25 protein-coding genes are annotated in these 26,414 nt (G+C 69.1%); 13 read left to right on the top strand and 12 right to left on the bottom strand.

The window, feature by feature from the left end:
* Position 1: 1 nt before the first annotated feature.
* From ASF43_RS03860 to ASF43_RS03850, 3 genes are all read right to left on the bottom strand, one after another.
* Positions 2-859 carry a carbohydrate ABC transporter permease gene (locus tag ASF43_RS03860; RefSeq protein ID WP_056176847.1) on the bottom strand — a complete coding sequence of 286 codons (858 nt, stop codon included), beginning with the start codon at positions 857-859 and terminating at the stop codon, positions 2-4.
* Between the two features lie 55 nt (positions 860-914).
* On the bottom strand, positions 915-2,225 hold the full coding sequence (locus ASF43_RS03855; protein ID WP_056176845.1) for a sugar ABC transporter substrate-binding protein: 1,311 nt from the start codon (positions 2,223-2,225) through the stop codon (positions 915-917).
* A gap of 135 nt (positions 2,226-2,360) precedes the next feature.
* Complete coding sequence (locus tag ASF43_RS03850; RefSeq protein WP_056176842.1) at positions 2,361-3,242, bottom strand: Sir2 family NAD-dependent protein deacetylase; 882 nt, start codon at positions 3,240-3,242, stop codon at positions 2,361-2,363.
* Positions 3,243-3,329: 87 nt separating this feature from the next.
* Here ASF43_RS03850 and ASF43_RS03845 point away from each other — a divergent pair, with 87 nt between their 5' ends.
* A complete protein-coding gene (locus ASF43_RS03845) occupies positions 3,330-3,578 on the top strand; it encodes a hypothetical protein (protein ID WP_156373118.1) in 249 nt (82 codons plus the stop codon).
* Here ASF43_RS03845 and ASF43_RS03840 read toward each other — a convergent pair whose 3' ends face one another.
* The 7 genes from ASF43_RS03840 to ASF43_RS03810 all read right to left on the bottom strand — a co-directional run bounded on the left by ASF43_RS03840 (position 3,579) and on the right by ASF43_RS03810 (position 11,291).
* Positions 3,579-4,682: an XdhC family protein gene (locus ASF43_RS03840; RefSeq protein WP_056176836.1), complete on the bottom strand. Its 1,104-nt coding sequence runs from the start codon at positions 4,680-4,682 to the stop codon at positions 3,579-3,581.
* A 24-nt stretch (positions 4,683-4,706) separates the two neighbouring features.
* Entirely contained in the window at positions 4,707-5,261 is a 555-nt protein-coding gene (locus tag ASF43_RS03835) for a carbon monoxide dehydrogenase subunit G (protein WP_082497570.1), read from the bottom strand.
* Between the two features lie 16 nt (positions 5,262-5,277).
* A complete protein-coding gene (locus ASF43_RS03830) occupies positions 5,278-6,462 on the bottom strand; it encodes a VWA domain-containing protein (RefSeq protein WP_056176833.1) in 1,185 nt (394 codons plus the stop codon).
* Positions 6,462-7,361, bottom strand: coding sequence for a MoxR family ATPase (locus ASF43_RS03825; protein WP_056176830.1), 900 nt, complete (start codon positions 7,359-7,361; stop codon positions 6,462-6,464). The genes ASF43_RS03830 and ASF43_RS03825 overlap by 1 nt, the downstream gene beginning before the upstream one ends.
* Positions 7,362-7,447: 86 nt before the next feature.
* Positions 7,448-8,239, bottom strand: a complete 792-nt coding sequence (locus ASF43_RS03820; protein ID WP_056176828.1) for a xanthine dehydrogenase family protein subunit M — start codon at positions 8,237-8,239, stop codon at positions 7,448-7,450.
* A 198-nt stretch (positions 8,240-8,437) separates the two neighbouring features.
* A complete protein-coding gene (locus tag ASF43_RS03815) occupies positions 8,438-10,807 on the bottom strand; it encodes a xanthine dehydrogenase family protein molybdopterin-binding subunit (protein ID WP_056176825.1) in 2,370 nt (789 codons plus the stop codon).
* 13 nt (positions 10,808-10,820) lie between these two features.
* On the bottom strand, positions 10,821-11,291 hold the full coding sequence (locus tag ASF43_RS03810; RefSeq protein ID WP_056176821.1) for a (2Fe-2S)-binding protein: 471 nt from the start codon (positions 11,289-11,291) through the stop codon (positions 10,821-10,823).
* A gap of 113 nt (positions 11,292-11,404) precedes the next feature.
* Here ASF43_RS03810 and ASF43_RS03805 point away from each other — a divergent pair, with 113 nt between their 5' ends.
* The 8 genes from ASF43_RS03805 to nanR all read left to right on the top strand — a co-directional run bounded on the left by ASF43_RS03805 (position 11,405) and on the right by nanR (position 19,794).
* Positions 11,405-12,538, top strand: a complete 1,134-nt coding sequence (locus ASF43_RS03805) for a helix-turn-helix domain-containing protein (protein WP_235578114.1) — start codon at positions 11,405-11,407, stop codon at positions 12,536-12,538.
* Between the two features lie 100 nt (positions 12,539-12,638).
* Positions 12,639-13,469: a phosphogluconate dehydrogenase C-terminal domain-containing protein gene (locus ASF43_RS03800; protein WP_056176819.1), complete on the top strand. Its 831-nt coding sequence runs from the start codon at positions 12,639-12,641 to the stop codon at positions 13,467-13,469.
* Between the two features lie 37 nt (positions 13,470-13,506).
* A complete protein-coding gene (locus ASF43_RS03795) occupies positions 13,507-14,484 on the top strand; it encodes a TRAP transporter substrate-binding protein (RefSeq protein WP_056176814.1) in 978 nt (325 codons plus the stop codon).
* A 63-nt stretch (positions 14,485-14,547) separates the two neighbouring features.
* Positions 14,548-15,060 carry a TRAP transporter small permease gene (locus ASF43_RS03790; RefSeq protein WP_056176811.1) on the top strand — a complete coding sequence of 171 codons (513 nt, stop codon included), beginning with the start codon at positions 14,548-14,550 and terminating at the stop codon, positions 15,058-15,060.
* Positions 15,057-16,349: a TRAP transporter large permease gene (locus ASF43_RS03785; protein ID WP_056176809.1), complete on the top strand. Its 1,293-nt coding sequence runs from the start codon at positions 15,057-15,059 to the stop codon at positions 16,347-16,349. The genes ASF43_RS03790 and ASF43_RS03785 overlap by 4 nt, the downstream gene beginning before the upstream one ends.
* Before the next feature lie 14 nt (positions 16,350-16,363).
* Complete coding sequence (locus tag ASF43_RS03780) at positions 16,364-17,626, top strand: ribulose-bisphosphate carboxylase large subunit family protein (protein ID WP_056176806.1); 1,263 nt, start codon at positions 16,364-16,366, stop codon at positions 17,624-17,626.
* On the top strand, positions 17,626-19,014 hold the full coding sequence (gene oiaK, locus ASF43_RS03775; RefSeq protein ID WP_056176803.1) for a 3-oxo-isoapionate kinase OiaK: 1,389 nt from the start codon (positions 17,626-17,628) through the stop codon (positions 19,012-19,014). Before ASF43_RS03780 ends, oiaK begins: the two co-directional genes overlap by 1 nt.
* A 45-nt stretch (positions 19,015-19,059) precedes the next feature.
* Positions 19,060-19,794 (top strand): transcriptional regulator NanR, encoded by a 735-nt coding sequence (gene nanR / locus ASF43_RS03770; protein WP_082497569.1) that lies wholly within the window; start codon positions 19,060-19,062, stop codon positions 19,792-19,794.
* A 2-nt stretch (positions 19,795-19,796) separates the two neighbouring features.
* Here the strand turns inward: nanR and ASF43_RS03765 are convergent, their stop codons facing one another.
* Entirely contained in the window at positions 19,797-20,879 is a 1,083-nt protein-coding gene (locus tag ASF43_RS03765; RefSeq protein WP_056176801.1) for an isocitrate/isopropylmalate dehydrogenase family protein, read from the bottom strand.
* A 77-nt stretch (positions 20,880-20,956) separates the two neighbouring features.
* Between ASF43_RS03765 and ASF43_RS03760 the strand changes: the two genes are divergently transcribed.
* Both ASF43_RS03760 and ASF43_RS03755 read left to right on the top strand, forming a co-directional pair.
* Positions 20,957-21,844, top strand: coding sequence for an NAD(P)-dependent oxidoreductase (locus tag ASF43_RS03760; RefSeq protein WP_056176798.1), 888 nt, complete (start codon positions 20,957-20,959; stop codon positions 21,842-21,844).
* A gap of 84 nt (positions 21,845-21,928) precedes the next feature.
* Positions 21,929-22,486: a hypothetical protein gene (locus ASF43_RS03755; RefSeq protein WP_056176796.1), complete on the top strand. Its 558-nt coding sequence runs from the start codon at positions 21,929-21,931 to the stop codon at positions 22,484-22,486.
* Here the strand turns inward: ASF43_RS03755 and ASF43_RS03750 are convergent, their stop codons facing one another.
* The gene (locus tag ASF43_RS03750; RefSeq protein WP_082497568.1) at positions 22,487-23,740 is read right to left on the bottom strand and encodes an SUMF1/EgtB/PvdO family nonheme iron enzyme; all 1,254 of its coding nucleotides are present in this window, start codon (positions 23,738-23,740) and stop codon (positions 22,487-22,489) included.
* A 167-nt stretch (positions 23,741-23,907) separates the two neighbouring features.
* Between ASF43_RS03750 and ASF43_RS03745 the strand changes: the two genes are divergently transcribed.
* Positions 23,908-24,522 (top strand): TRAP transporter small permease subunit, encoded by a 615-nt coding sequence (locus tag ASF43_RS03745; RefSeq protein WP_056176790.1) that lies wholly within the window; start codon positions 23,908-23,910, stop codon positions 24,520-24,522.
* A 20-nt stretch (positions 24,523-24,542) separates the two neighbouring features.
* Positions 24,543-26,375, top strand: a complete 1,833-nt coding sequence (locus tag ASF43_RS03740; RefSeq protein WP_056176787.1) for a TRAP transporter large permease subunit — start codon at positions 24,543-24,545, stop codon at positions 26,373-26,375.
* The last annotated feature ends 39 nt before the right edge of the window (positions 26,376-26,414 follow it).

Below are 26,414 nucleotides of genomic sequence, written 5' to 3'. Positions count from 1 at the left end.
TTCAATCCAGGTTCTTGCCGATGATGCGGATCAAAAAGGCGGCGACGATGTTGGCCAGGATCACTGCGAACAGCGCGCCGGCCGAGGCCACGCCCACATCGAAGTTCAGCAGCGACTGCTTGAAGATCAAATACGTGAGGTTGGTGCTGGCGTTGCCCGGCCCGCCGCCCGTCGTGATGGCGATCTCGGCGAACACCGACAGCAGAAAGATCATCTCGATCATGATCACCACCGCCATGGCGCGGCCCAGGTGCGGCAGCGTGAGGTAGAAGAAACGCTGGATGGCGGTGGCGCCGTCCATGCGGGCGGCTTCCATCTGCTCACGGTCCAGCGATTGCAGCGAGGTGATGAAGATCAGGCAGGCGAACGGCAACCACTGCCAGGCCACCATGACGATGACCGAGAACAGCGGCGCATCGGTGAGCCAGTCCACCGGCTCGGCGCCGAAGAAGCGCCACACATGGGCCAGCACCCCGTAGATGGGGTTCATCATCATGTGCTTCCACAGCAGCGCGTTGACGGCGGGCATGACGAAGAACGGCGAGATCAGCAGCACGCGCACGATGCCCTGGCCCGGGAAAGGCTCGTTGACCAGCAGCGCCAGCAGCGTGCCCATGATCAACGTGATCAGGATCACGCTGCCGATCAGCACCAGCGTGTTCCACACGGCCGGCCAGAAGTCGGCGTCGGTGACGAAGTATTCGAAGTTCTCCAGGCCGGCGAAGGGGCGGTCGCCGGGCTGCATCAGGTTGTAGGTGACGAACGAGAAATAAAGCGTCATCAGCAGCGGCACGATCATCCAGAGGAAGAGCGTGATCACCGCGGGCGCCATCAGGGCGCGTGGCAGCAGTCGGTTCATGGCGGCTTTCGTGGGGTGACGAAACGAGGGCCGGACTGTGCCGGCCCTTGTCGGCTTACTTGTAGTAGCCGCCCTTCTTCATCTCACGTTCGGCCAGAGTCTGCGAGGCCTTGAGCGCGGCGTCCACCGTGACGCGGCCCGACAGCGCCGAGCTCATCTGCTGGCCCACGCCCAGGCCGATTGCCTGGAACTCGGGGATGGCAGCGTACTGCACGCCCACGTACGGCGACTTGGGCAGCGTGCTGTCGTTCGGGTTCGCCAGGTCGATGGCCTTCTTCTCGGCCGAGGCGAACTTGGCGACCTTCTGGAACTCGGCGTTGGCGTAGGTGCTCTTGCGCGTGCCGGTGGGCACGGCGTGCCAGCCGTGTTCCTTGGCGACGAGGTTCACGTAATCCTTGGACGTAGCCCAGCGGATGAAGGTCTGCGCGGCCGCGTCCTTGGTCGAGCTGGCCGGGATGGCCAGGTTCCACGACCACAGCCAGTTCGCGCCCTTGGGCGTGACGGCGACGGGCGCCTGGGCGTAGGCCACCTTGTCGGCCACCTTGGACTGCTTGGGGTCGCTGATGAAGGACGCGGCGATGGTGGCGTCCACCCACATGGCGCACTTGCCTTCGTTGAACAGCGCCAGGTTCTCGTTGAAGCTGTTGGCCGAGGCGCCGGGCGGGCCGTAGTTCTTGAGCAGGTCCACGTACAGCGTGATCGCGTCCTTCCAGGGCTTGGTGTCGATCTGCGGCTTCCAGGCCATGTCGAACCACTGGCCGCCATGCGTGTTGACCATGGTGGACAGGAAGGCCATGTTGTCGCCCCAGCCCGGCTTGCCGCGCAGGCACATGCCGTACACGCCGCCCTTGGGGTCGTGCGCCTTGGCGGCGAAGTCCTTTACCTGGGCCCAGGTGGGCTGCTCGGGGATCGTGACACCGGCCTTGTCGGCCAGATCCTTGCGGTACATCAGCATCGAGCTCTCGCCGTAGAACGGCGCGGCGTACAGCTTGCCCTCGTGCGACAGGCCGCTGCGGATGGCGGGCAGCAGGTCGTCCACGTCGTAGGCGGCGTCCGTGGCGATGGGCTTGAGCCAGCCCTTCTTGGACCAGATCGGCGCTTCATACAGGCCGATGGTCATCACGTCGAACTGCCCGCCCTTGGTGGCGATGTCGGTCGTCACGCGCTGGCGCAGCGTGCCTTCTTCCAGCGTGACCCACTTGAGCTTGATGTCGGGGTTGGCCTTTTCGAACTGCGGCGTGAGCTTCTGCATCTCGATCATGTGGCCGTTGTTGACGGTGGCGATGACGAGCTCGGTGGCGGCCTGGGCGGCCAGGCTGCCGGTGGCGATGGCAAGCGCGAGGACGGTTCGGGTGAAACGCTGCATGGTGTCTCCTTGACTGGGGTTCGGCTGGAACGACGGTCGGTCGTTGGGGCCGATTCTGGAGATTTGGCGCTGCGCGGTTGGTACCTTTGCCAGCCAGTTTGATACTTTTATGCGCGCATGGCTTGGGATATTCCCCTAATCACCGCTCAAAGGATGTGTGCTGCTCGGCGCAGCGTATAGGCCCGGCAACAGGGTTGCGATGGTCTCCAGGGCCGCACCGGCGGCGCAGGCTAGGCCCACATCGCGCGTGGACGCGACTGCCGACTCACGCGGGTTGATGCGCACGAGCCGCGCGCCCAGGGTCTGCTGCAGTTGCTGCGTGCAATTGCGCACCGAGGGCACCGCCGTGCCGGCCCCGACCTCGACGACCACCAGGCGCCCGGCACCATGCAAAAAATGCCGCATGCGCGCAGCCTGCGCCTGCTCGCGCAGAGGGTTCCAGCCCGCATCGCCGAACATCAGCACGTTGGGCCTGGCCAGCGCGCCGCAGTGCGGGCAACGCGGCAAGGCGTTGCGCAAGCGGCCGGCCTCTTCGTCGACCTCGGGATGGAAATCGTCGGCCGGCCAGATGGCGTCGCTGCAGTCCTCGATGCATTGCAGGTGCGCGATGGAGCCATGGCATTCATGCACGGCCTCGGCGTCGAAGCCTGCGCGCTGGAATTGCCCGTCGACATTGCTCGTGAACACCGCGCTGCCCCGGGCCATGCGCCGCCCCCAGCCGTGCAGCAGCGCGAAGCCCGCGTGCGGCACCGTGCGCCGGTACAGCGCCAGGCGGTGGCCATAGAAGCCCCAGGCCAGGGTCGGGTCGCTGCGGAACGCAGCCGGGCAGGCGATGCTGTAGAAGTCGATGCCGAGGCGGCCGAGCGCCGGGTAGGCATTCCAGAAACCATGCGCGCCGCGGAAGTCTGGCAGGCCGGAATCCACGCCCATGCCTGCCCCGGCCGCGACGAGCAAGGCATCGGCCTGCGCGATCAGTGCAGCCGCGCGTTCGAACGAGGAATCGGGGTCGGTGGACATGGCGGGAATCGACGCACTCTAGCGAGAAAACCCACCGATGCCGGGGGCGTTACAAGGCTTTCACAGATGCGGCCTAGACTGGCCCGCATGCAACGTGGAATCGTGATCGCGGTCGCCGCCGGCGCAGGCCGGCTGGTGCTTGAAATCGAAGGCGGGCGCTGCGCCATCCTGCAGTTCTTCCGGGGCGCACGCGTGCGCGCGGGCGATGTGCTGGCCGGCAGGCTCTTCAACGTCGGCGGCGCCCGGCTGCAGCACCTGGACGGCCAGGCCGTGGTCTGCGCGATGCTGGGCTTTCGCTCGCGCGCCGCCGCCCTGCGCATGCTCAGAAACGGCTGATCAGCGCTCGATGCCGCAGACCGGGGCCAGGGCGCCGTCGGCTGCCGCGTCCATGGCTTCGTTCGCCGCGATGCCGCGCGCATTCTTGGCATGGGTGACCGCCATGTCGCGCGGTAGTTGCACCCCGTTCTTGACGGCCAGGATCTCAGCCATGACGCTCACCGCGATCTCGGGCGGCGTCTTGCTGCCGATGTAGATGCCGATCGGGCCGCGCAGGCGCTTGAGGCTTTCTTCGGTCTGGTCGAAATGCTCGACCATGCGCTGGTGCCTTGCCTCGTTGTTGCGCCGCGAGCCGATGGCGCCCACGTAGAAGGCCGGGCTCTGCAGCGCCTCGAGCAGCGCCAGATCGTCCAGCTTGGGGTCGTGCGTGAGTGCCACCACGCAGCTGCGGCGGTCGGGCTTGAAGGCATGGACCACGTCGTCGGGCATGTCGCTGGTCAGCGTGACGCCAGGCACCGACCAGGCCCCGCGGTATTCCTCGCGCGGGTCGCACACGGTGACGGCAAAGCCGCTGAAGCGCGCCATGGTGGCCAGGTACTCGGTCAGCGGGCCGGCGCCGATCAGCAGCATGCGGTATTCGGGGCCGAAGGTGTTGGTCAGCTCGGCATCGCCCAGCGCGAGCTCGGCGGGCGCCTCGGCCTGGGCCGTGGTCACGGCGCCGTCGGCCAGGCGCACGGTGCGCAGCATCAGCTGGCCGGCCTCCAATGCCGTGACGAGGCTGGCCAGGCTGTCGGCATCGGGGTCGTGCTCCAGCAGCAGTTCCAGCGTGCCGCCGCAGGGCAGGCCGAAGCGGTGCGCCTCGTCGGCCGTGATGCCGTACTTGACGAAGGCCGGCGGGCCGGACGGCATGCGGTGCGTGGCGTCCTGCGCAGGCGCGGCGGCGGCAGACGCATAGGCCTGGGTGTAGCGGTAGATCAGGTCGTCCTCGATGCAGCCGCCCGAGACAGAGCCGACCACGGCGCCGTCTTCGTTCAGCGCCATGATGGAGCCGACCGGCCGCGGCGACGAGCCCCAGGTGCGCACCACGGTGGCCAGCAGCGCGCGTTTGCCGGCACGGCGCCAGTCGCGCAGCGTGCGCAGCACCATCACGTCGAGGTTTTCCATCGCGTCGTCCTTGGTCCTGGGGTATCAGGCGTTGTCGGCCTTCTTGGCCTTGCCGGTCAGGCGCGCCAGCCAGCCGGCCTTCGCTTCTTCGCCTTCGGGCTCAGGCTCGGCTTCGCCCTCGGCCGGCTCGCTCGGGAAGCGCTTGCGCATTTCGTTGTCGAAGCGCTTGAAGAAATCTTCCGACAGCGACTTGGCCGCGCCGTCGATCAGCCGCTGGCCCAGCTGCGCGACCTTGCCGCCGACCTGGGCCGTCACGCCGTATTGCAGCTCGCAGCCGCCCTCGTTGGGCACGAGCGCGACCTTGGCCGTGCCCTTGCCGTGGCCGGCGACGCCGCCCTGCCCCTCGAAGCCGATGGTGTAGCTGGCCGGCGCCACGATGTCGGACAGGCTGATCTTGCCCGCGAACTTGGCCGACACCGGGCCGATCTTGAGCGCCATGCCGATGGCGTACTGGTTGTCGCCACTGGGCTCGACCTTGTCGCAGCCCGGGATGCAGATCTTCAGCACCTCGGGGTCGTTGAGTGCGTCCCAGGCCTGTTGCTGGGTGACGGCGAGTTGGCGGCTGCCTTGCATTTCCATGGTGTTGTCCTTGTTGTCAGTGCTTCATCAATTGCGCGAGGCTGCGCGCCAGGTCCTCGAGGCGGCTTAGATTGTGAACCGCCAGCATGCCGTCTGCGTGGCGGTGCACCACGGCGGCCCCACGCGCAATAGGCGCATAGCCATCGAAGCGCAGCAGCGGGTTCAGCCACAGCAGGCGCCGGCAACGGCGGTGCAGCCAGGCCAGGGCCTCGTCGAGCTCGGCGGGCTCGCCGGTGTCCAGGCCGTCTGTCACCAGCAGCACCAGCGTGCGGCGGCCGACCAGGCGGCGCGCGTGCTCGTGGCGCAGCGTCTGCAGCGAGGCGCCCAGCTGCGTGCCGCCCGCGAAATCGTCGATGGCCTGGCTGGCGGCGAGCAGCATGTCATCCGTGTCGGCGAGCCGAAAGGCCGGCGTCAGGTCGGTCAGCTGGGTGCCGAATGCGTGGACGTCGCGCCGCGGCAGGCCGCGCGTGGCGGCATGCAAAAAGGCCAGCAGCAGCCGCGCATAACGCTCCATCGAGCCCGACACATCGACCAGCACCAGCAGCGGCAGCGGTTGCGGCCGGCGCTGCAGCCGCGGCAAACGCAGCACCTCGCCGCCCGTGCGCGCCGCCTCGCGCCGCACGCGCGCCCAGTCAAGCCGCGCGCCGCGGCTGCCGCGTTGCACACGGCGGCCCGGCACCTGGGGGATGGGCAGCGCGATGTCGCGCGCCAGGCGTTCGACGTGACGGTATTCGCTGGCCGACAAGGCGTTGAAGTCCGCGTGCTTCAGGCGCTGCAGGTTGCTGGCCGTCATGGCGGCGTCGAACTCGATCTCCTTGTCCTGCGGCTTGGGCGCCAGCGCCTGGCCCAATGGCTTTTGCGGCGACAGCGCCTCGTTCACGCGCGGCCGGCGGCGGCTGGGCTCGGCCTTGCCTTCGGCGCTGGGCAGCATCTGGGCCAGCAGCTTGTTGGCCAGGTCCGGGTTGCGGAAATAGGCGTCGAACAGCTCGCGGAACACGATGCGGTCCTGCTCGCGGCTCAGCATCACGGCCTCCAGCGCGGCGCCCAGGTCGTCGCGCCGGCCGATGTCCACCAGCAGCGCGGCCTGCTGCGCCAGCGCGATGCGTGAGGCATCGAGCCGCACACCGGCGCGCCGCAGCGTGCGGCCGAAGCCGGTGATGTTGTCGGCCAGCTTGCCGCGGCGGGCGTCGCCGAGTTGCATCAGGCGTCCTGAGGTTTGAGCAAGGCCGTTGCCATGTCGCTGGTCAGCGCCGCCACGTCTTCGCGCTGCTTGAACAGGATGCCGGCCGTGTCGGCCATGACCTCCGGGTCCACGGCCAGCGTGTCCAGCGCGACCAGGGCCTTGGCCCATTCCACGCTCTCGGCGACGCCGGGCGCGCGCTGGAAGGCATCCGCGAACGGCGCGCTGCGCAACCGGTGCACGACCTCGGCTACCTGCGCCGACAGGGACTCGCTGGCCTGGGGCACCTGGGCGCGCACGATGGCCAGCTCGCGCGCGCGCTCGGGGTAGTCCAGCCAGTGGTACAGGCAGCGGCGCTTGACGGCGTCGTTGAGCTCGCGCGTGCGGTTGCTGGTGAGGATGGTGACGGGGCTGGCGATGGCGCGGATGGTGCCGATCTCGGGCACGCTGACCTGGTACTCGCCCAGGTATTCGAGCAGGAAGGCCTCGAAGGGCTCGTCGGCACGGTCTACCTCGTCGATCAGCAGCACGGCGCCGGGTGCGGGTGTTTGCAAGGCCTGCAGCAGCGGGCGGCGGATGAGGTAGCGCGGCTGATAGACCTCGCGCTCCAGGCTCGCCGCGTCTTCATGGCCCTCCGCGGCGCGCATGTGTAGCAACTGGGCCGCGTAATTCCATTCGTAGAGAGCCTCGCGCTGCTCCAGGCCGTCGTAGCACTGCAGCCGCAGCAGCTGGCGTTGCAGCGCCACGGCCAGGGCTTTGGCCAGCTCGGTCTTGCCCACGCCGGGCTCTCCTTCCAGCAGCAGTGGGCGCTCCAGCTTCAGGGCCAGGAACACGGCCGTGGCGAGGCGCCGGTCGGCGAAGTAGCCGGCATCGGCCAGCGCGGCCGACAGGGCGTCGATGGTGGAAAAAGGTGTCGTCAACGGGTGATCCTTCAAGGGCAGCGGCTGGGCATTGTGGCGGCGCCGCCCTCACCCCTGCCCTCCCCCAGAGGGAGAGGGAGATGGGGTCAGCCCAGCGCCTTGGCGACCGCCCGCTGCGCCTGCACGCTGACCAGGTTGGCGCGGTAGGCAGCGCTGGCGTGGATGTCGGCGTTCAGGTCGGTCGCGTCGATCTTGACGCCGGCCGCGGCCTCGGGCGTGAAGTTCTTGGACAGTGCCTGCTCCAGCCCGGTGTGGCGGAACACGCAGCTGCCCGCGCCCGTGACGGCCACGCGCGCACCTGCATCGAACTGGGCCACGAACACGCCCACCATCGCGAAGCGCGAGGCCGGTTGCTTGAACTTCAGGTAGGCCGCCCGCTTGGGGATCGGGAAGCGGATCGCGGTGATCAGCTCGCCCTCTTCCAGCGCGGTGGAGAACATGCCCGTGAAGAAATCATCCGCCGCGATCTCGCGCTGCGTGGTGATGACGGTCGCGCCCAGGGCCAGCACGGCGCTGGGGTAGCAGGCCGCAGGGTCGTTGTTGGCGACTGAGCCGCCCAGCGTGCCCATGGCGCGCACCTGGCGGTCGCCGATGTGCGCGGCCAGGTCGGCCAGGCCGGGGATCGTGGCCTTGACCACGTCGCTGTTGGCCACCGTGATGTGCTTGGTCATCGCGCCGATGACGATGGCGTCGCCCTCCTTCTGGATGCCGGCCAGTTCGGCAATGCCGCCCAGGTCGACCAGCTGGCCCGGGTCGGCCAGGCGCAGCTTCATGGAGGCCAGCAGGGTCTGGCCGCCGGCCAGGGGGCGCGCGCCTGCGGCGGCGAGCTTGGCGGCGTCGGCCGCGCTGGCGGGGCGTTCGATCGTGAATGCGTACATGTTGATTCCTTCAGTTCTTGTCTCTGACAGCACCCGCCACGCCTCGTCCGTTCAGCGGCTTCTCGATCGTGGCGGCGCAGAAGGCCGCGGAGCAGGCCATGCCAGCAGCCGCCGCGGAACTGGCTCTGCCAGGCCGCTGGCGGCGCCCCCTTGAGGGGGTTGGCGAAGCACACGCAGTGCGCGAAGACTGGGGGTGGTTCATTTCGCGGATTGGATGGCGTCCCAGACGCGGGCGGGCGAAGCCGGCATGTCGAAGTCCTTCACGCCCAACGGCGCCAGCGCGTCCAGCACGGCGTTGATCACGGCCGGTGGCGAGCCGATGGCGCCCGCCTCGCCGCAGCCCTTGGTGCCCAGCGGGTTGTGCGTGCACGGCGTGCAGACGGTCTCCAGCTGGAACTGCGGGAAGTCGTCGGCGCGCGGCATGGCGTAGTCCATGAACGAGCCGGTCAGGAGCTGGCCGGTGTGCTCGTCATAGACGCAGTTTTCCATCAGCGCCTGGCCGATGCCCTGCACGATGCCGCCGTGCACCTGGCCTTCCACGATCATGGGGTTGATGATGGTGCCGAAGTCGTCCACCGCGCTGAAGCGGTCCACGCGCACCACGCCCGTGGCCGGGTCGACCTCGACCTCGCAGATGTAGGTGCCGGCCGGGAAGGTGAAGTTGGTCGGGTCGTAGAAGGCGGTCTCGTTGAGGCCAGGCTCCAGCTTGTCCAGCGGATAGTTGTGCGGCACATAGGCCGTCAGCGCCACCTGGCCGAAGGTGACTTTCTTGTCCGTGCCCTTGACGGTGAACTCGCCGTTGGCGAAGTCCACGTCGGCATCGCTGGCCTCCATCAAGTGCGCGGCGATCTTCTTGGCCTTGGTCTCGATCTTGTCCAGCGCCTTCATGATGGCCGCGCCGCCGACCGAGATCGAGCGCGAGCCATAGGTGCCCATGCCGAAGGGCACACGGCCGGTGTCGCCATGCACCACGTCGACCGCCTCGACGGCGATGCCCAGCCGGGCCGCGACGACCTGCGCGAACGTGGTCTCATGCCCCTGGCCATGGCTGTGCGAGCCGGTGAACACGGTGACGCTGCCGGTCGGGTGCACGCGCACTTCGCCGCATTCGAACAGGCCGGCGCGCGCCCCCAGGGCGCCCGCGATGTTGGACGGCGCGATGCCGCAGGCCTCGATGTAGCTGCTGTAGCCGATGCCGCGCTTGAGGCCCTTGGCCTCGCTCTCCTTGCGCCGCGCGTCGAAGCCGGCGACGTCGGCCAGGGCCTGCGCGCGGGTCATGCACTGCAGGTAGTCGCCCACGTCGTACTGCAGCGCCACCGGCGTCTGGTAGGGCCACTGGGTGATGAAGTTGCGCTTGCGGATCTCGTCCTGGCCCAGGTTCATCTCCCAGCCGCAGCGGCTGACCAGGCGCTCCAGCAGGTAGGTGGCCTCGGGCCGGCCGGCGCCACGGTAGGCATCGACCGGCGCGGTGTTGGTGAACCAGGCATCCACCTCCACATAGATCTGCGGGCAGGTGTACTGGCCGGCCAGCAACGTGGCGTACAGGATGGTCGGCACGGCCGTGGAGAAGGTGGACAGGTAGGCGCCCAGGTTCGCGTCGGTGTGCACGCGCATGGCGAGGAACTTGCCGTCCTTGTCCATGGCCATCTCGGCATGGCTCACATGGTCGCGGCCGTGCGCGTCGGAGACGAAGGCCTCGCTGCGGTCGGCCGTCCACTTGATGCTGCGGTTGATCTGCTTGGCGCCCCAGGTGAGTGCCACGTCCTCGGCGTACAGGAAGATCTTGGAGCCGAAACCGCCGCCCACGTCAGGCGCGATCACGCGCACCTTGTGCTCGGGCAGGCCCAGCACGAAGGCCGTCATCAGCAGCCGCTCCACATGCGGGTTCTGGTTGGACACGTACAGCGTGTACTCGTCCGAGCCGCGGTTGTAGGCGCCGATGGCCGCGCGCGGCTCCATGGCGTTGGGCACCAGGCGGTTGTTGACGAGGTCGAGCTTGGTCACGTGCGCGGCGTTGGCGAACGCAGCATCGACCTGGGCCTTGTCGCCGATCGCCCACTTGTAGCAGTGGTTGTCGGGCGCGGCCTCGTGCAGGGCCGTGGCCTGGGCCGCGTCCGTCACCTTGACGACGGCGGGCAGCGGCGCGTAGTCGACCTCCACCGCCTCGGCGGCGTTCTTGGCCTGCTCCAGCGTCTCGGCCACCACCATGGCCACGTGGTCGCCCACGTAGCGCACCTTGCCCTGGGCCAGGATGGGGTGCGGCGGCTCTTTCATGGGCTGGCCATCGGTGCTGGTGATGAGCCAGCCGCACGGCAGCCCGCCCATCTTGCCCTCCACATCGGCGCCCGTGAAGATGCGCACCACGCCGGGCATGGCGCTGGCCTTGGTGGTGTCGATGCTGTTGATCGTGGCGTGCGCATGCGGCGAGCGCACGAACACGGCCTGGGCCGCGTCGGCCAGGCGGATGTCGTCGGTGTAGTTGCCGGCGCCAGTCAAGAAGCGGTAGTCCTCCTTGCGCTGGAGGGCTTCGCCGATGTGCGGCAGCTTGGAGAAATCAGAGGCACCCATTGCATGCCCCTTGTCAGGCCGCAGCCATGTTGGTCTGGCCCATCTTCACGGCCTTTACGATGTTCTGGTAGCCCGTGCAGCGGCAGATGTTGCCCTCCAGCAGCTCGCGGATCTCGCCCTCGTCCGCCTTGGGGTGGTGGTTGCAAAGGTCCACCGCGCTCATGACCATGCCGGTCGTGCAGAAGCCGCATTGCAGGCCATGGCATTCCTTGAACGCGGCCTGCATGGGGTGCAGCGTGCCGTCTTCCTTGGCCAGGCCTTCGATGGTGGTGATCTCGGCGCCGGCCACCTGGGCGGCCAGCACGTTGCAGGACTTGATGGCCCGCCCGTTCAGGATCACGGTGCAGGCGCCGCATTGCGCGGTGTCGCAGCCGACATGGGTGCCGGTGAGCTTGAGGTGTTCGCGGATCGTCTGGACCAGCAAGGTGTTCGGCGGCACGTCGACCGAGACCTGCTTGCCGTTGACCGTCAATTGAACCTGCATAGGATGTATCTCCATCGGTGGGGGTGGGTCGCGCGTCGATTGTTGGGAGGCCGCACGCGACCTTACCTAGGCGAAACCCTAGACGGCGCACGCGCGGGATTGAAATTCTCAAAATGAAACAGCGCCCCGCGCTGGCGCACAATCCCGCGGCCCTCACGATGACCATGCTGCTGCCCACCACCCCTGCATCGCGCGACCGCGCCGAGCGCGTCCAGCGTGCACGCGAGCAGGTGCTGGGCCGGCAACTGGCGGCGTCGGGCGGCCTCGTCGCGCCCTGGATCGAACGCTCGTGGCAGCGCTGCATGGCGCATGGCCACCGGCCCGAACAGCGGCTGGACTTCGACGCCGTGTCGCCGGCCCGCGCACGCGCCGCGGCCGAGGCCAACCACCACCTGGCCCGCGTGGCGCGCCCCGTGCTGGAGCACCTGGCCCGCGCCTTGGCGCAGACACGCTACTTTCCGATCCTGACCAATGCCGACGGCGTGGTGGTGGACGCGCTGGGCGCCATCGACCGCGACGACCGTCGCGCCACGCTGATCACGCGCGCGGGCACCGATCTGTCCGAAGCACGCGTGGGCACCACGGCCATCGGCGCGGCGCTGATCGAGCAGCAGCCGGTCTGGCTGCACCGCGCCGAGCATTTCTTTGCCGACACCGGCGCCTACAGCTGCGCCGGCGCGCCCCTGCGCGGCCCCGATGGCCACAGCGCCGGCATGCTGGATTTGACCGGCATCGACGTGGCCGAGCGGCCCGAGCTCAAGCACCTGGCCGCCCAGGCGGCGCGCAGCATCGAGAACGCGCTTGTGCTGGCCCGGCCCCATGCGCTGCTGCTGCGCCTGAACTGGCATGGCGCGCACCTGGGTGGCGATGCCGACGGCCTGCTGGCACTGGATGCCGAGGGCTGCGTGGTGGCCGCCAACCCCGGCGCACGCGACATGCTGGCCCTGCCGCCGATGCCGGGCACGGCCCAGCACGCCAGCACGCTGTTCGCCATGCCCGAGGCGGCGCTGTTCGACGCACACGCCAGCGGCCGGCCCGTGGAGGCGCCGCTATGGTCCGGCCTGCGGCTGTGGGTGCAAGCGGTGGGAGCGCGGGGCCGCGTGGACAGCACCGCCCAGCCGCTCAAACAAGTGGAGAGCGACCTGATCCGCAAGGCGGTAGCCGATGCGCGCGGCAACGTCGCGCTGGCGGCTCGGCGCCTGGGCATCAGCCGGGCCACGGTCTACCGCAAGCTCGGACGGCGCTGATTTTTTGATTCGGGAATACCCTGGATAGGGAAAGCGCTGACCTGATCGTGACCTAGTCATCATACCATCAGGTCACTATTTCACTGGTGGCGGAGACACGATGACAACGACGATTGCCCTGCTCGGCGCAGGCGGAAAGATGGGCGTACGCCTGGCCAAGAACCTCCAGGGTTCGCGCTTCCAGGTGCGCCATGTGGAGGTGGGCGAAGTGGGCCGCAAGCGGCTGCGCGACGAGGCCGGTATCGAGTGCGTGGACGAGGCCGCGGCGCTGGACGGCGCGCAGGTCGTGATCCTGGCCGTGCCCGACACCTTGATCGGCAAGATCGCCCATGCGATCGCGCCGCGCCTGGCGAGCGGCACCATGGTCATGCTGCTGGACGCTGCCGCGCCCTTCGCCGGCCACCTGCCCGAGCGCGCCGACCTGGTGTACTTCGTGGCCCACCCCTGCCACCCGCCGATCTTCAGCGCCGACCTGCGCAAGGACGGCGCGCCCGACTTCTTCGGCGGTGGCCACGCGCCGCAGTCCGTCGTGAGCGCGCTGATGCAGGGCAGCCCGGCCGACTTCGACCTGGGCGAAGAGATCGCCAAGACCATCTATGCGCCCATCCTGCGCAGCTACCGCGTGACGGTGGAGCAGATGGCGCTGCTGGAGCCTGGCCTGTCGGAGACCGTCTGCGCCACGCTGCTGGACGTGATGCGCGAGGCCATGGACGAGGTGGTCAGCCGTGGCGTGCCGGCCGATGCGGCACGCGACTTCCTGCTGGGCCACATGACCATCCTGTCGGCCGTGATCTTCAAGGAGATACCGGGCCAGTTCTCCGACGCCTGTAACAAGGCCATCACCTTCGGCAAGCCCAGGCTCATGCGGGACGACTGGAAGGGTGTCTTCGAACGCGACGAGATCGCCGAGAGCATCCGCCGCATCACCTGAGCCCTTTCATTCGCCAACAACAGCCAAGGAGACACCCATGCCCCATCTGCATCTGACCCGCCCCGCCCTCGCCGCCACCCTCGCCCTGCTCGCCGCCGGCGCCCAGGCGCAGACCACCATCAAGATCGGCTATACGCCTGCCCAGGGCTCGCACTATTCAGTGGGCGCGACCACCTTCTGCGCCGAGGTCGAGAAGAACACGCAGAACCGCTACAAGTGCCAGCAGTTCCCCAGCTCGGCGCTGGGCGGCGAGCGCGAGATGGTGGAGTCGGTGCAGCTGGGCACGCAGGACGCCGTGATCACCTCCACCGGCCCGGTCGGCAACTTCGTGCCCGAGATCAAGGTGGTGGACATCCCCTTCCTGTTTCGCGACTACGACCATGCGCGCAAGGTATTCGACGGCCCCATCGGGCAGGACCTGCTGACCAAGTTCCCCTCCAAGAACCTGATTGCGCTGGCCTGGACGGAGAACGGCTTTCGCCACATCACCAACAGCAAACGCCCCATCATGAAGCCCGAGGACACCAAGGGCCTGAAGGTGCGCACCATGGAGAACAAGGTGCACATGGACGGCTACCGCACCTTCGGCATGATGCCCACGCCCATGTCCTTCCCCGAGGTGTTCGGTGCGCTGCAGCAGGGCACGGTGGACGGGCAGGAGAACCCCATCCCCATCATCACCACGGCCAAGTTCTCGCAGGTGCAGAAGTATCTGTCGCTGACCGGCCACGTGTACTCGCCCGCGCTGCTGATGGTGTCCAACAGGCTGTGGGACAAGGTCAGCGCGGCTGACCGAAAGGTGTTCCAGGACGCGGCCCGCCTGAGCGTGGTGGCGCAGCGCAAGAAGGTGGACGAGGACGACGCGACCGGCGTCGCGCTCCTGGAAAAGGAAGGCATGCAGGTCGTGCGCAACGTGGACAAGGCTGCGTTCCAGGAGGCGCTCAAGCCCGCCTACGTCGCCTACGCCAAGGAGTTCGGCGCGGACAGGATCAAGCAGATCCAGGACGTGCGCTGAGGCTGTGCGCCCCGCCCCGGCGCGCCGCCCGCGCCGGGCCAACCTGCTGAACACCGCGCGCGCATGCCCACCTTCGAACGCTATTTCCTCGCCGCCAACCGCTGGGCGCTGATCCTGCTGCTGGCCTCCATGTCGGTCATCATCTTCACCAACGTGGTGATGCGCTACGCCACGAACGCCTCGCTCGAATGGGCCGAGGAGGTGGCGCGTTACATGATGATCTGGCTGACCTTCCTGGGCGCAGGCCCGGTGCTGCGCTACGGCGGCCACATCGCGGTGGAGAACCTGCAGGACGCGCTTCCGAGTGGCGGCGGCATGGCGGTGCGCGTGCTGGTGGCCGCGCTGCTGTTCGCGTTCTTCGGGTTCATGGTCTGGTACGGCTGGCTCTACATGCAGCGCACCATGTTCCAGCAGACCCCGGTCACCCAGATCCCGTTCGCCTACATCTACAGCGCCATGATGTTCGGCGGGCTGCTGCTGATCGTGCACTTCGCGCTCATCGTGCGCGGCTACGTGCAGGCGCGCCGCTTCGCGTCAGACGAGCATTTCGATGCCACGGCGAGTGCCTCTCTATGAACGCCGCCGTCGTCCTCATCACCTCGGCCTGCATCTTCCTGGCCATCGGCGTGCCCGTGGCCTTCGCACTGGGGCTGGCGACGGCCGCCACGCTGATCCTGGCCGAAAACTATCCGCTCATGGTGCTGCTCAAGGAGACCTTCACGGGCATGGACAGCTTCCCGCTCATGGCCGTGCCCTTTTTCATCCTGGCGGCCGAACTCATGAGCGGCGGCTCGCTGACCGAGGTGCTGCTGCGCTTCGCCGGCCAGTTCGTGGGCCACAAGCGCGGCGGGCTGGGCTACACGAACGTGGTGTCGCTGACCTTCTTCTCGGGCATCTCCGGCTCGGCGCTGGCCGACGCGGCGGGGCCTGGCTCCATGCTGATCCGCATGATGGACAAGGCCGGCTACGACCGCCCGTACGCCGCGGCGCTCACCGCCTCCACCGCCATCGTGGGCCCGATCATTCCGCCGTCCATCACCATGATCATCTACGCGCTGCAGGACGAGACGGTCTCGGTCGGCGCGCTGTTCGTGGCCGGCATCCTGCCGGGCATCCTGATCGCCGTCGCGATGTGCGTGGTGAACTACCGCGTCTCCAAGCAGCGCAACTACAGGGGCGACGGGCAGTTGCCCTCGCTGCCCGAAATCCTGGCCACCACCTGGCGCGCGCTGCCGGCCATCCTGCTGCCGGTGGTGATCCTGGGCGGCATGCGCGCGGGCTGGTTCACGCCGACGGAGGCCTCGGTGGTGGCGGTGTTCTATGCGCTGGTCTGCGGCAAGTTCGTCTACCGCACGCTGCAGTGGAAAGCGCTGCCCGACATCCTGTCGCGCTCGGCCCTGCTCAGCGCGTCGGTGCTGATCATCATCGGCCTGTCGTCGGCGTTCGCCTGGGTGCTGACCATCGAGGGCATTCCGCAGCAGCTGGCCGAGTGGCTGGTGAGCATGAGCCTGTCGCCGTGGATGTTCCTCATCCTCGTGAACATCTTCCTGCTGCTGTTCGGCATCTTCATCGAGCCGCTGCCGGGCGTGATGGTGCTGGTGCCCATCCTCGCGCCGGTGGCGATCAAGCTGGGCATCGACCCGGTGCACTTCGCGATGGTCGTGATCTTCAACCTCACGCTGGGCATGATCACGCCGCCCGTGGGCGGGCTGCTGTTCGTGACGGCCAACGTGTCCAAGGTGCCCATGGGGCCGCTGGTGCGCGAGCTCGTGCCCTTCCTGTGGGCGCACGGCGTGGTGCTGGTGCTGCTGACCTTCGTGCCCGCGCTGTCCACCTGGATGCCGCGTGCGCTGGGCTTCAAATGAACGGGGAATCCAGCATGCCCACCAGCTTCGCATCGGCCGACGGCCGCATCCACGCCCGCTACTGGCTGGAGACCGGCGACGACCCGCAGCGCGCCGCCGAGGTCATCGCAGGCGAGCAGTCCAGCGGCACCTTCACCGCCGTGCCCGGCGAGACGCCGGAGCTCAAGGCCCGCGCCGGCGCGCGCGTCGAGCGGCTCGACGTGATCGACCACAGCGACCGCCCCAGCCTGCCCGGCGGCATGGCCAGCAGCCGCTACACGCGCTGCCACCTCGATCTGTCGTGGCCGCTCGACAACATGGGCCCGTCGCTGCCCAACCTCATGGCCACGGTGGCCGGCAACCTGTTCGAGCTGCGCCAGGTCTCGGGGCTGCGGCTGCTGGGGCTGCGACTACCCCAGGAATTCGCCACCGCGTCACCCGGCCCGGCCTTCGGCATCGCCGGCACGCGTGCACTGGCGGACGTGCACGGCCGGCCGCTGATCGGCACCATCATCAAGCCCAGCGTGGGCCTGTCGCCTGCGCAGACGGCCGAGACCGTGCGCCTGCTGGTCGAGGGCGGCATCGACTTCATCAAGGACGACGAACTGCAGGCCGACGGCCCGCACTGCCCGTTCGACGAGCGCGCCCGCGCCGTCATGCAGGTGGTGCACGACGCCGCCGCGCGCACCGGCCGCAAGGCCATGGTCGCGTTCAACATCACGGGCGACCTGGACGAGATGCGCGCCCGGCACGACCTGGTGCTGGCGCTGGGCGGCACCTGCGTGATGGTCTGCCTGAACTCCATCGGCCTGGCCGGTTTGCTGGCGCTGCGCAAGCACACGCAGCTGCCCATCCACGCGCACCGCGCCGGGTGGGGCTACCTGTCGCGCTGCGCCGCGCTGGGCTGGGACTACGCGCCCTGGCAGCTGTTCTGGCGCCTGGCCGGTGCCGACCACCTGCACGTGAACGGCCTGGCCAACAAGTTCAGCGAGCCCGACGCCAGCGTGGTCGCCGCCGCGCGCGCCGTGCTGACGCCGGCCTTCGACGAGCAGCCCATGGCGGCCATGCCGGTGTTCAGCTCGGGCCAGACCGGGCTGCAGGCCGCGCCCACCTACCAGCAGGTCGGCAGTTGCGATCTGATCCACGCGGCCGGCGGCGGCATCCTGGGGCACCCCGGCGGCATCCGCGCCGGCGTGGCCGCCATGCGCCAGGCCTGGGACGCGGCCATGGCCGGCGTGCCGCTGGCCACGCATGCCGCGCAGCACCCGGAACTGCAGGCGGCGCTGGGGAGCTGGTGATGGCCGCGACTGCCCTGCCCGATGGCCTGCTGCTCGCCTACTACGGCGACGACTTCACGGGCTCCACGGATGTGCTGGAGGCGTTCACGCGGGCCGGCGTGGCGACCGTGCTGTTCCTGCAGCCACCCGACGCGGCGGCGCTCGCGCGCTTCCCCGATGTGCGCTGCGTGGGCCTGGCCGGCACCTCGCGCGGTCGCGACCCGGCCTGGATGGACCTGCATTTGCAGCCCGCGCTGCAGTCGCTGGCCGCCCTGGGCGCGCCGCTGCTGCAGTACAAGGTGTGCTCCACCTTCGATTCCTCGCCCGCCATCGGCTCCATTGGCCGCGCCATCGACCTGGGCGTGCCGCTGATGCCAGGCAGCTGGTCGCCCATGGTGGTCGGCGCGCCGCGGCTGGGGCGCTACCAGGCGTTCGGCAATCTGTTCGCCGTGGTGGACGGCCGGGGCCACCGGCTGGACCGGCACCCCACGATGTCGCGCCACCCGGTCACGCCCATGGCCGAGGCGGACCTCGCCCGCCACCTGGGCGCGCAGACCGAGCGCCCGCGCGCGCTGGTGGACTTCACGCAGCTCAAGGCCTGCCGTGGGGCAGAGGTGCTGGCAAGCCATTGCGCGGTGGCGCAGGCCGCGCCCATCGTGCTGGTGGACGTGCTGGACGAGGACACCTTGCGCGAAGCCGGCCGGCTGGTCTGGGAACAGCGCGGCGCGGGCGTGTTCAGCGCCTCGTCGTCGGGCCTGCAATACGCGCTGGCGGCGTACTGGCGCGCGGCCGGGCTGCTGCCGGAGCCGGCCGCCCTGCCCGTTGCCACGTCGGCCGGCGCCATCGCAGCGGTCAGCGGCAGCTGCTCGCCCGTCACGGCGCGGCAGATCGCGCGTGCTGCGGAGCAAGGTTTCGACACGCTGCGGCTCGACCTGGCGCAACTGTTCGGTGCGGGCGAAGACGCCGAGATCGAACGCGCCGTCTCCGCGGCCAGCGCCGCGCTGGCGCAGGGCCGCAGCCTGCTGGTCTACACGGCGCAGGGGCCGGACGACCCGGCGGTGCGCGACTTCGACGCCACCGCCCGGCGCGCCGGCCTCACGCGCGAGCAGGCCGCGCGCCGCACGGGCGAGGCCCTGGCCCGCGTGATGCGCCGGCTGCTGGAACGCACGCCCGCGCTGCGCCGCATCGCGGTGGCAGGCGGCGACAGCTCGGGCGAGGTGGCAGCGGCGCTCGGCATCCAGGCCTTGACGGTGGCCGCCAGCCTGGCGCCTGGCGCGCCGCTGTGCCGCGCCTGGTCGGCCGACGCGCGCCGCGACGGGCTACAGATCGTGCTCAAGGGCGGCCAGCTCGGCGGCCCCGATTTCTTCGCTGCCGCGCGCGACGGGGTGGCGCCACCGCCCCCCGGATAATGGCCGGCCCCCGTTCCCCCGCCCTCGCCCGCCCGCGCAGCCCGCATGACCGCCACCGGCCCGATCCAGAAACGCAAGCTCTACCAGGAGGTCGTCGACCGCCTGATGGCCCGCATCGAGAGCGGCGAGATCCGCCCCGGCGACCAGCTGCCGCCCGAGCGCGAGCTGATGGACCAGTACGGCGTGGGCCGGCCCGCCGTGCGCGAGGCGCTGCAGGCGCTGGAGCGCTCGGGCATCGTGGAGATCTCGCACGGCGAGCGCGCCCGCGTGGTGGTGCCCACGGCAGACGACCTGATCCGCCAGATCGGCAGCGGCGCGCGCCATTTGTTGAGCATGCAGCCCGACACGCTGGAGCACATGAAAGACGCGCGCATCTTTTTGGAAGCCGGCACCGCGCGCATGGCCGCCGCGCTGGCCACGCCCGAGGACGTGGCGCTGCTGCAGCAGCGGCTGGATGCGCAGGCCGCCTCGCTGGCGCAGCTCAGCGAGTTCGTGGACCGCGACATGGCCTTTCACCGCGAGATCGCGCGCATCAGCGGCAACCCGATCTTCACGGCCGTGGTCGAGGCCATCTTCCGCTGGGGCAGCGACTACTACCAGGCCATGGTGCGGGCGCCGGGCGCCGAGCAGCTGACGCTGGCCGAACACCAGCGCATCGTGGACGCGATCGCGGCGCACGACGGCGATGCGGCCGACGCCGCGATGCGCGCGCACCTCACGCGCTCCAACGTCATGTACCAGCGCATCGCGCAGGAACAGGGCCTGCGCGGCAAAACCTGACTTCAGCGCAGGCGCCGGCAGATCGCCTCGGTCATCTCGCTGCAGCTGGCGCTGCCACCCAGGTCGCGCGGCACGATCTGGCCCGCGGCCAGCACGGCCTCCACCGCCTGTTCGACCCGGTCGGCGCCCGCGCGCAGCGACTCATCGCCATGCTGCTCGCCCAGCCAGCGCAGCATCAACGCGCCCGACAGCACGGTGGCGACCGGGCTCGCCAGGTTCTGGCCCGCGATGTCGGGCGCCGAGCCGTGCGCGCCCTGGAACAGGCCATGTCGCTCGCCGAGCTCGGCCGAGGCCGCGATGCCCAGCCCGCCCACGGTGCCCGCGCCCAGGTCGGAAATGATGTCGCCGAACATGTTCTCGGCCACGATCACGTCGTAGAAGTCGGGCTTCTTGAGCATGTGCACGGTGATCGCATCGGCGTAGGCGTAGTCGATCGCCACGTCGTCGTAGCCGGCCTTGACCTCGTCGCACACGGCGCGAAAGAACGCGTAGCTGCGCAGGATGTTGGCCTTGTCGCAGACGGTCACGCGGCGCTGGCCGTCGCGCGGCGCCCCGCTGCGCCGGCGCGCGAGTTCGAACGCGAAGCGGGCCACGCGCTCGGTGCCCTTGCGCGTGACGACCAGGGTGTCCGTCACCACCTCGCCGCGCAGGTTCACGCCCGCGCCGCGGCTGGCGTACAGGCCCTCGGTGTTCTCGCGCACGATGACGTAGTCGATACGGCCGGGCGGAAAGCCCGCCAGCGGCGACTGCACGCCCGCGTAAAGGCGGATCGGCCGCACGTTGGCGAACAGGTCGAGCCTGAAACGCAGCTGCAGGTGCACGTCGTTGCCGACCTCGGTGCCGTCCGGATACGTCACGCCCGGCAGGCCGGCCGCGCCATGCAGCATGGCGTGCATGGAGCGGCAGGCGGCGAAGGTGTCGTCGGGCAGCACGGCGCCGGTCTTCACATAGTGCGCGGCGCCGCCGTCCAGTTGCGTGAAGCGCAGCGTGGCGCCGCAGGCTTGGCTGAGCACGTTCACGGCCGAGCGGCAGACCTCGGGGCCGATGCCGTCGCCCTCGATGGTGGCGATGTCGTAGATGGGCATATGTCTCCAGTCTTTCGATGTCGGCGCAATATGCCAGACAATTTTTCAACCCCACCCCAGAGCGAAGGACAGTCTCCATGAAACACAAGATCGGCATGGTCGGCATCGGCATGATGGGCCACGGCATTGCGCGCAACATCGCCAGGCACGGCTATCCGCTCACGGTGCTCGAGCATGCGGGCAACCAGCCGCTGGACGAGCTCGAGGCAGCCGGCGTCACCACCGCCACGAGCGCCCGGGCTCTGGCCGCCGGCTCGGACATTGTGATCCTGTGCGTCACCGGGACGCCCCAGGTCGAGGCCGTGCTGCTGGGCGACGACGGTGTACTGCAGGGCCTGCGACCCGGCAGCGTGGTGATCGACTGCTCCACGGCCGTGCCGTCCTCCACTGAGCGCGTGGCCGAGGCGGTGGTCGCAGCCGGCGGCCGCTTCCTGGACGCGCCGATGACGCGCACGCCCAAGGAGGCGCACGAGGGCCGGCTCAACCTGCTGGTCGGCGGCGACGACGCGCTGTTCGCCGAATGCCGGCCGCTGCTGGCCTGCTTTGCCGAGAACATCACGCACGCCGGGCCGGTCGGCGCCGGCCACCGCATGAAGCTGCTGCACAACTATGTGTCGCTGGGCTTCGTGACGCTGCTGGCCGAGGCGGCGGCCTGCGCGCAGCGCGCCGGCGTGGCACCCGAGGTCTTCGTCGACGTGCTGGCCAAGGGCGGCGGCGGCGGCGCGGCTCTGGAGCGGCTGCGCCCCTACATCACGGCGCAGGACGCCTCGGGCCTGCGCTTTTCGCTGTCGAACGCATGCAAGGACCTGGGCTACTACAACGCCATGGCCGAAGAGGCCGGGGCTGTGCAGGCCGTCGCCCAGGCGGTGTTGCAGAACCTGGAACTGGGCGTGCGCGAGGCCGGCCCGGACCGGCTGCTGCCCGAGATCGTCGCGGCGCTGGCGGCGCACCGGGGCGCGGCTTGAGGCCTCACGCACGGCAGGCGATACTGGCGCCCCCGCGCGCCATGGGATGATGGCGCCCTCTTCCTCCCCTCCTGAAAGACGCTCTTGAACAAAGTCCTCGCCGCCGCATTGCTGGCCGCCAGCTGCACGCTGGCCCACGCCGAATCATCTGCTGCCAAGAAGGAACTCGTGGCCAAGATCCTGCAGCAGCAACGCCCCGTGATCGAGGCGCAGGCCCGTGCGCTGGGCGAGCGGCCTGCCGCGGCCATGATGCAGCAGGCTGCCGTCGTCATCCAGCAGCGCGTGCCGGTGGACAAGCGCGAGGCCGTCATCAAGGACATCCAGGGCGACCTGCGCCAGTACGTCGACGAAGCCACCGCCGTGCTGCGCGAGCAGGCCTTGAAGCTGCACCCCACGGTGACCGGCGCGGTGCTCGATGCCAAGTTCTCGGAGTCCGAGCTCAAGCAACTGGTCGACCTGCTGGAGTCACCGGTCTTTCGCAAGTACCAGCAGTCCACCGACGAGATGCTGCGCCCGCTGAACGAGCGGCTGGTGCAGGACAGCCGCGGCGTGATCGAGCCCAAGCTCAAGGTGCTGGACCAGGCGATCCGCAAGCGCCTGGAAGCGGCCATTGGTGCGCCCGCACCGGCTGCCAAGCCCTGATCAGGCCGCGCAACTGCGGAACCCGACGAAGCGCAGGTCGTCGGCCGGGTCCGCAAAGCCTCTGAAGCGCGCGTCGCGCAGCCGGCCACGCGTCGCGAACGACGCACCGCGCAGCACGCGCGCGCGCCCGAACCAGGGCTGGCTGTAGTCCGCCCAGGGCCCAGGCGAAAAGCCCGGCCAGGGCCGCAGGGTGCCAGCCGTCCACTCGTGCACCTGCCCCCAGTCGAAGCCGCGCCGTGCGGCCGTGACGGCTGCGCATTCCCACTCCACCTCGGCCGGCAGCCGGCGCCCGGCCCAACGGCACCAGGCATCGGCCTCCCACCAGGTCACGTGCATGGCGCTCTGATGGCCGGCCAGGCGCACAGGCCGGCCGAAGCGCTGCTGCAGCACCGCACCGCCGGCCCCGCCGATCTGCTCAACATAGCGCGGCCCGCGGCGCCCATCGCCCTGCGCGAGTTGCTGCAGCCAGGCCCAGCCCTCGGGGTGCCAGCATTGCGGCCTGTCGTAGCCACCGTCGTCCACGAACTCCACGAACTGAGCCCAGCTCACGGGCTGCGCATCGATCTCGAATTCAGGCAGCTCGACTTCGTGCCTCCATTGCTCGTTGTCGAAGACGAAGCCGCCCGGCACCGCGCCCGGCGACCAGCGCGTCCCCGGAATCGACAGCGCCGGCAGGGACCGCCCCTGCTCGCGCGCGGCGAAAGGCACGTGCATGCCGCAGCGCTGGGCCTGCGCCAGCATGTCTTCGCTGCGCAGGTCCTCGTGCAAGAGGGCCAGCCGATAGAAATAAAGCCCTGCGTCGTCCTGCGGCGCCTTGCCCAGCAGTTCCAGCGTGCTTTCGAGTTGTTCGAGCAGGAAGGCGCGCGTCGTTGCGGCGTCCGGCAAGGGCCGGCGTGCTGCGCCATGCGCCGTGTCGCCCCACCAGTCGTCTGCACAGGCTTCTGTGGAAGCCAGGCGTAGCGGCCGCGCCGGACAGGCCGGGCCCTGGTAACGCTGCGTGTTGCGTCCGATCCAGAACTCTGCGAACCACCCCGCATGGCCGGCCAACCACAGCACATCGCCCGGTGTGGCCGTGAGCGCCTCGCCGCGCGCCGTCGCCGCGGTTTCGCACAAGGCCAGCCATTGCAGCACCCGGTTGCGCGCATCCATGAGCGCCAGGGACAGGACATCGGGCCCCGCATGGCGCACCGCCGGCGTGTGCAGCGCATCACCGGCACGCGCAGGCATGTCGGGTGCAAGAGGGCTGGCGGGCATGGGCCGATTATGGTGCGCGGCCATCGACCGACCCCAGGGTACGCCCCGAAGACAGCACCGCCCTCGCCTATAAAATCCGCCCGCCTCACGCACCCGACCCCGCTGGCGCACAACGCTGGTGTGTCGGGTGCAGTCGTATCGGAGGCACCCAACACAAAGAGGAAGACATGCAAGGCTTGTTAAAGCTATCGCGGGCCATCGACTGGCTCAACGCCCAGGTCGGCAAGTGGGTGATCTGGTTGATCCTGGCCTCCACGGCCATCAGCGCCATCAATGCGGTGGTGCGCAAGGTGTTCAATACCAGTTCCAACGCCTACCTCGAAGTCCAGTGGTATCTGTTCGCCTGGTCTTTCCTGCTCGCAGCGGGTTTCACGCTGCTGAACCGCGAGCATGTGCGCATCGACGTGTTGAACAGCCGCCTGCCCAAGAAGGCTCAGATCTGGATCGACATCGTGGGCTTCGCCTTGTTCCTGACGCCGCTGTGCCTGCTGGTGCTGTACTACACCGTGCCGATGACGATCCAGCAGTACCAGAGCGGCGAGATGTCGGGCAACCCCGGCGGCCTGATCCGCTGGCCGGTGTGGCTGGCCCTGCCGCTCGGCTTCAGCCTGCTGATGCTGCAGGGCTGGTCCGAGCTCATCAAGCGCATTGCCTTTCTTGGCGGCAAAGGGCCGGACCCGACGGTGAAGGCCGGCGAGAAGACCGCTGAAGAAGAGCTGGCCGACATCCTGCGCCAGCGCGAGCTGGCCGCGGCCGCCGAAACCCCTGCCGTGGCCCGCTGAGCGCGCCGGAGACGACCTCGATGGAATTCATCACCACCAACTTCGCCCCGATCATGTTCGCGGGGCTGATCTGCTTTTTGCTGCTTGGCTTTCCGGTGGCGTTCAGCCTGGGCGCCTGCGGCCTGACCTTCGGCATCATCGGGATCGAGCTCGGGGTGTTCCCCGCCTCCGTGCTGGCCTGGCTGCCACAACGGCTGATCGGCATCATGGCCAACGACACGCTGCTGGCCGTGCCCTTCTTCACGCTGATGGGGCTGATTCTGGAGCGCAGCGGCATGGCCGAGGACCTGCTCGACACCGTGGGCCAGGTGTTCGGCCCGATGCGCGGCGGCCTGGCCCTGGCGGTGGTCTTCGTCGGCGCGCTGCTGGCTGCCACCACGGGCGTGGTCGCGGCCTCGGTCATCTCCATGGGCCTGATCTCGCTGCCCATCATGTTGCGCTACGGCTATGACCGCAAATTCACCAGCGGCGTGATCGCAGCCTCGGGCACGCTGGCGCAGATCATCCCGCCGTCCCTGGTGCTGATCATCATGGCCGACCAGCTCGGCCGCAGCGTCGGGGACATGTACAAGGGCGCTTTCGTGCCGGCCTTCATGCTGGTGGGCTGCTATGTGCTCTACATCGCCGCGCTGGCGATCTTCAAGCCGGCCAGCGTGCCGGCGCTGCCGCCCGAGGCGCGCGTGTACCGCGAGCCCAACGGCAGCGGCGGTTACCCCTCGCTCCTGGTGCTGATGGTGATCTCGTTCCTGGTCTCGGTGTTCCTGGCCCGGCACATGCCCGAGGTGCATAGCTGGTGGCTCGGCGAGGAGGTCACCTCGGTCGCCACCGACGAGAAGGTGGTCGTCGCCATGTGCGGCGGCGCCACGGTGGCGCTGCTGATCGCGCTCTTCAACAAGTTCACCAGGCTCGGCCTTCTGTCGCGACTGGCAGAGCGCGTGACCTTCGTGCTGATCCCACCGCTGCTGCTGATCTTCCTGGTGCTGGGCACCATCTTCCTGGGCGTGGCCACGCCCACCGAGGGCGGCGCGATGGGCGCCATCGGTGCGCTGGTGATGGCCTGGGCGCGCGGGCGCCTGGGCCTGTCGCTGCTCAAGCAGGCGCTGGCCAGCACCACCAAGCTGGGCAGCTTCGTGATGTTCATCCTGATCGGCGCCACGGTCTTCGGCCTGGTGTTCCAGGCCGCCGACGGCCCGATCTGGGTGGAGCACCTGCTGGCCGCCCTGCCCGGTGGCCAGGTGGGCTTCCTGATCTTCGTCAACGTGCTGGTGTTCTTCCTGGCATTCTTCCTGGACTACTTCGAGCTGTCCTTCATCGTGGTGCCGTTGCTGGCGCCTGTGGCCGACAAGCTGGGCATCGACCTGATCTGGTTCGGCGTGCTGCTGGCCATGAACATGCAGACCTCGTTCATGCACCCGCCGTTCGGCTTCGCGCTGTTCTTCCTGCGCTCCGTGGCGCCGGACAAGCCCTACGTGGATCGCGTGACCAAGAAGGTGATGGACCCGGTCACGACCATGCAGATCTACAAGGGCGCGATCCCGTTTTTGCTGATCCAGCTGTGCATGGTGGGCGTGATGATCGCCTTCCCCAACCTGGTCACGGGCAGCCTGGACAAGGCGCAGACCTATGACCTCAAGGCCATTGGCGACCAGATGCGCGAAGGGCTGAGCCCCGACAGCGGCAGCGACAGCAAGGGCGACGGCGGTTACGGCTCCGATGGCGGCTATGGCGCCGATGAGAAGCCTGCGCAGGAGCCCTCCGGGGCCGCCAGCGATGCGCCCGCCGGGAGCGCGGCCGAAGGCGACGACGACCCGATGAAGGCCATGCAGGAAGCGCTCAAGCAGTCCAAGCCCTGACCCTCGGCACCGGCGCCATGCGGCGCCGGCACCAACGAA

Source organism: Pseudorhodoferax sp. Leaf267, from assembly GCF_001422405.1.
GTDB lineage: Bacteria > Pseudomonadota > Gammaproteobacteria > Burkholderiales > Burkholderiaceae_C > Pseudorhodoferax.
This window is presented reverse-complemented; position numbering and strand designations above follow the sequence as displayed.

What these genes read in the sequence shown, in the direction of transcription:
- oiaK (WP_056176803.1), top strand. Translation starts at nt 17,626, where the DNA reads ATGGCCGCGACTGCCCTGCCCGATGGCCTGCTGCTCGCCTACTACGGC.
- ASF43_RS03850 (WP_056176842.1), bottom strand. Translation starts at nt 3,242, where the DNA reads ATGTCCACCGACCCCGATTCCTCGTTCGAACGCGCGGCTGCACTGATC.
- ASF43_RS03800 (WP_056176819.1), top strand. Translation starts at nt 12,639, where the DNA reads ATGACAACGACGATTGCCCTGCTCGGCGCAGGCGGAAAGATGGGCGTA.
- ASF43_RS03745 (WP_056176790.1), top strand. Translation starts at nt 23,908, where the DNA reads ATGCAAGGCTTGTTAAAGCTATCGCGGGCCATCGACTGGCTCAACGCC.
- ASF43_RS03765 (WP_056176801.1), bottom strand. Translation starts at nt 20,879, where the DNA reads ATGCCCATCTACGACATCGCCACCATCGAGGGCGACGGCATCGGCCCC.
- ASF43_RS03860 (WP_056176847.1), bottom strand. Translation starts at nt 859, where the DNA reads ATGAACCGACTGCTGCCACGCGCCCTGATGGCGCCCGCGGTGATCACG.
- ASF43_RS03820 (WP_056176828.1), bottom strand. Translation starts at nt 8,239, where the DNA reads ATGTACGCATTCACGATCGAACGCCCCGCCAGCGCGGCCGACGCCGCC.
- nanR (WP_082497569.1), top strand. Translation starts at nt 19,060, where the DNA reads ATGACCGCCACCGGCCCGATCCAGAAACGCAAGCTCTACCAGGAGGTC.
- ASF43_RS03780 (WP_056176806.1), top strand. Translation starts at nt 16,364, where the DNA reads ATGCCCACCAGCTTCGCATCGGCCGACGGCCGCATCCACGCCCGCTAC.
- ASF43_RS03785 (WP_056176809.1), top strand. Translation starts at nt 15,057, where the DNA reads ATGAACGCCGCCGTCGTCCTCATCACCTCGGCCTGCATCTTCCTGGCC.
- ASF43_RS03840 (WP_056176836.1), bottom strand. Translation starts at nt 4,682, where the DNA reads ATGGAAAACCTCGACGTGATGGTGCTGCGCACGCTGCGCGACTGGCGC.
- ASF43_RS03750 (WP_082497568.1), bottom strand. Translation starts at nt 23,740, where the DNA reads ATGCCCGCCAGCCCTCTTGCACCCGACATGCCTGCGCGTGCCGGTGAT.
- ASF43_RS03810 (WP_056176821.1), bottom strand. Translation starts at nt 11,291, where the DNA reads ATGCAGGTTCAATTGACGGTCAACGGCAAGCAGGTCTCGGTCGACGTG.
- ASF43_RS03805 (WP_235578114.1), top strand. Translation starts at nt 11,405, where the DNA reads ATGAAACAGCGCCCCGCGCTGGCGCACAATCCCGCGGCCCTCACGATG.
- ASF43_RS03760 (WP_056176798.1), top strand. Translation starts at nt 20,957, where the DNA reads ATGAAACACAAGATCGGCATGGTCGGCATCGGCATGATGGGCCACGGC.
- ASF43_RS03845 (WP_156373118.1), top strand. Translation starts at nt 3,330, where the DNA reads ATGCAACGTGGAATCGTGATCGCGGTCGCCGCCGGCGCAGGCCGGCTG.
- ASF43_RS03830 (WP_056176833.1), bottom strand. Translation starts at nt 6,462, where the DNA reads ATGCAACTCGGCGACGCCCGCCGCGGCAAGCTGGCCGACAACATCACC.
- ASF43_RS03740 (WP_056176787.1), top strand. Translation starts at nt 24,543, where the DNA reads ATGGAATTCATCACCACCAACTTCGCCCCGATCATGTTCGCGGGGCTG.
- ASF43_RS03815 (WP_056176825.1), bottom strand. Translation starts at nt 10,807, where the DNA reads ATGGGTGCCTCTGATTTCTCCAAGCTGCCGCACATCGGCGAAGCCCTC.
- ASF43_RS03855 (WP_056176845.1), bottom strand. Translation starts at nt 2,225, where the DNA reads ATGCAGCGTTTCACCCGAACCGTCCTCGCGCTTGCCATCGCCACCGGC.
- ASF43_RS03835 (WP_082497570.1), bottom strand. Translation starts at nt 5,261, where the DNA reads ATGGAAATGCAAGGCAGCCGCCAACTCGCCGTCACCCAGCAACAGGCC.
- ASF43_RS03795 (WP_056176814.1), top strand. Translation starts at nt 13,507, where the DNA reads ATGCCCCATCTGCATCTGACCCGCCCCGCCCTCGCCGCCACCCTCGCC.
- ASF43_RS03790 (WP_056176811.1), top strand. Translation starts at nt 14,548, where the DNA reads ATGCCCACCTTCGAACGCTATTTCCTCGCCGCCAACCGCTGGGCGCTG.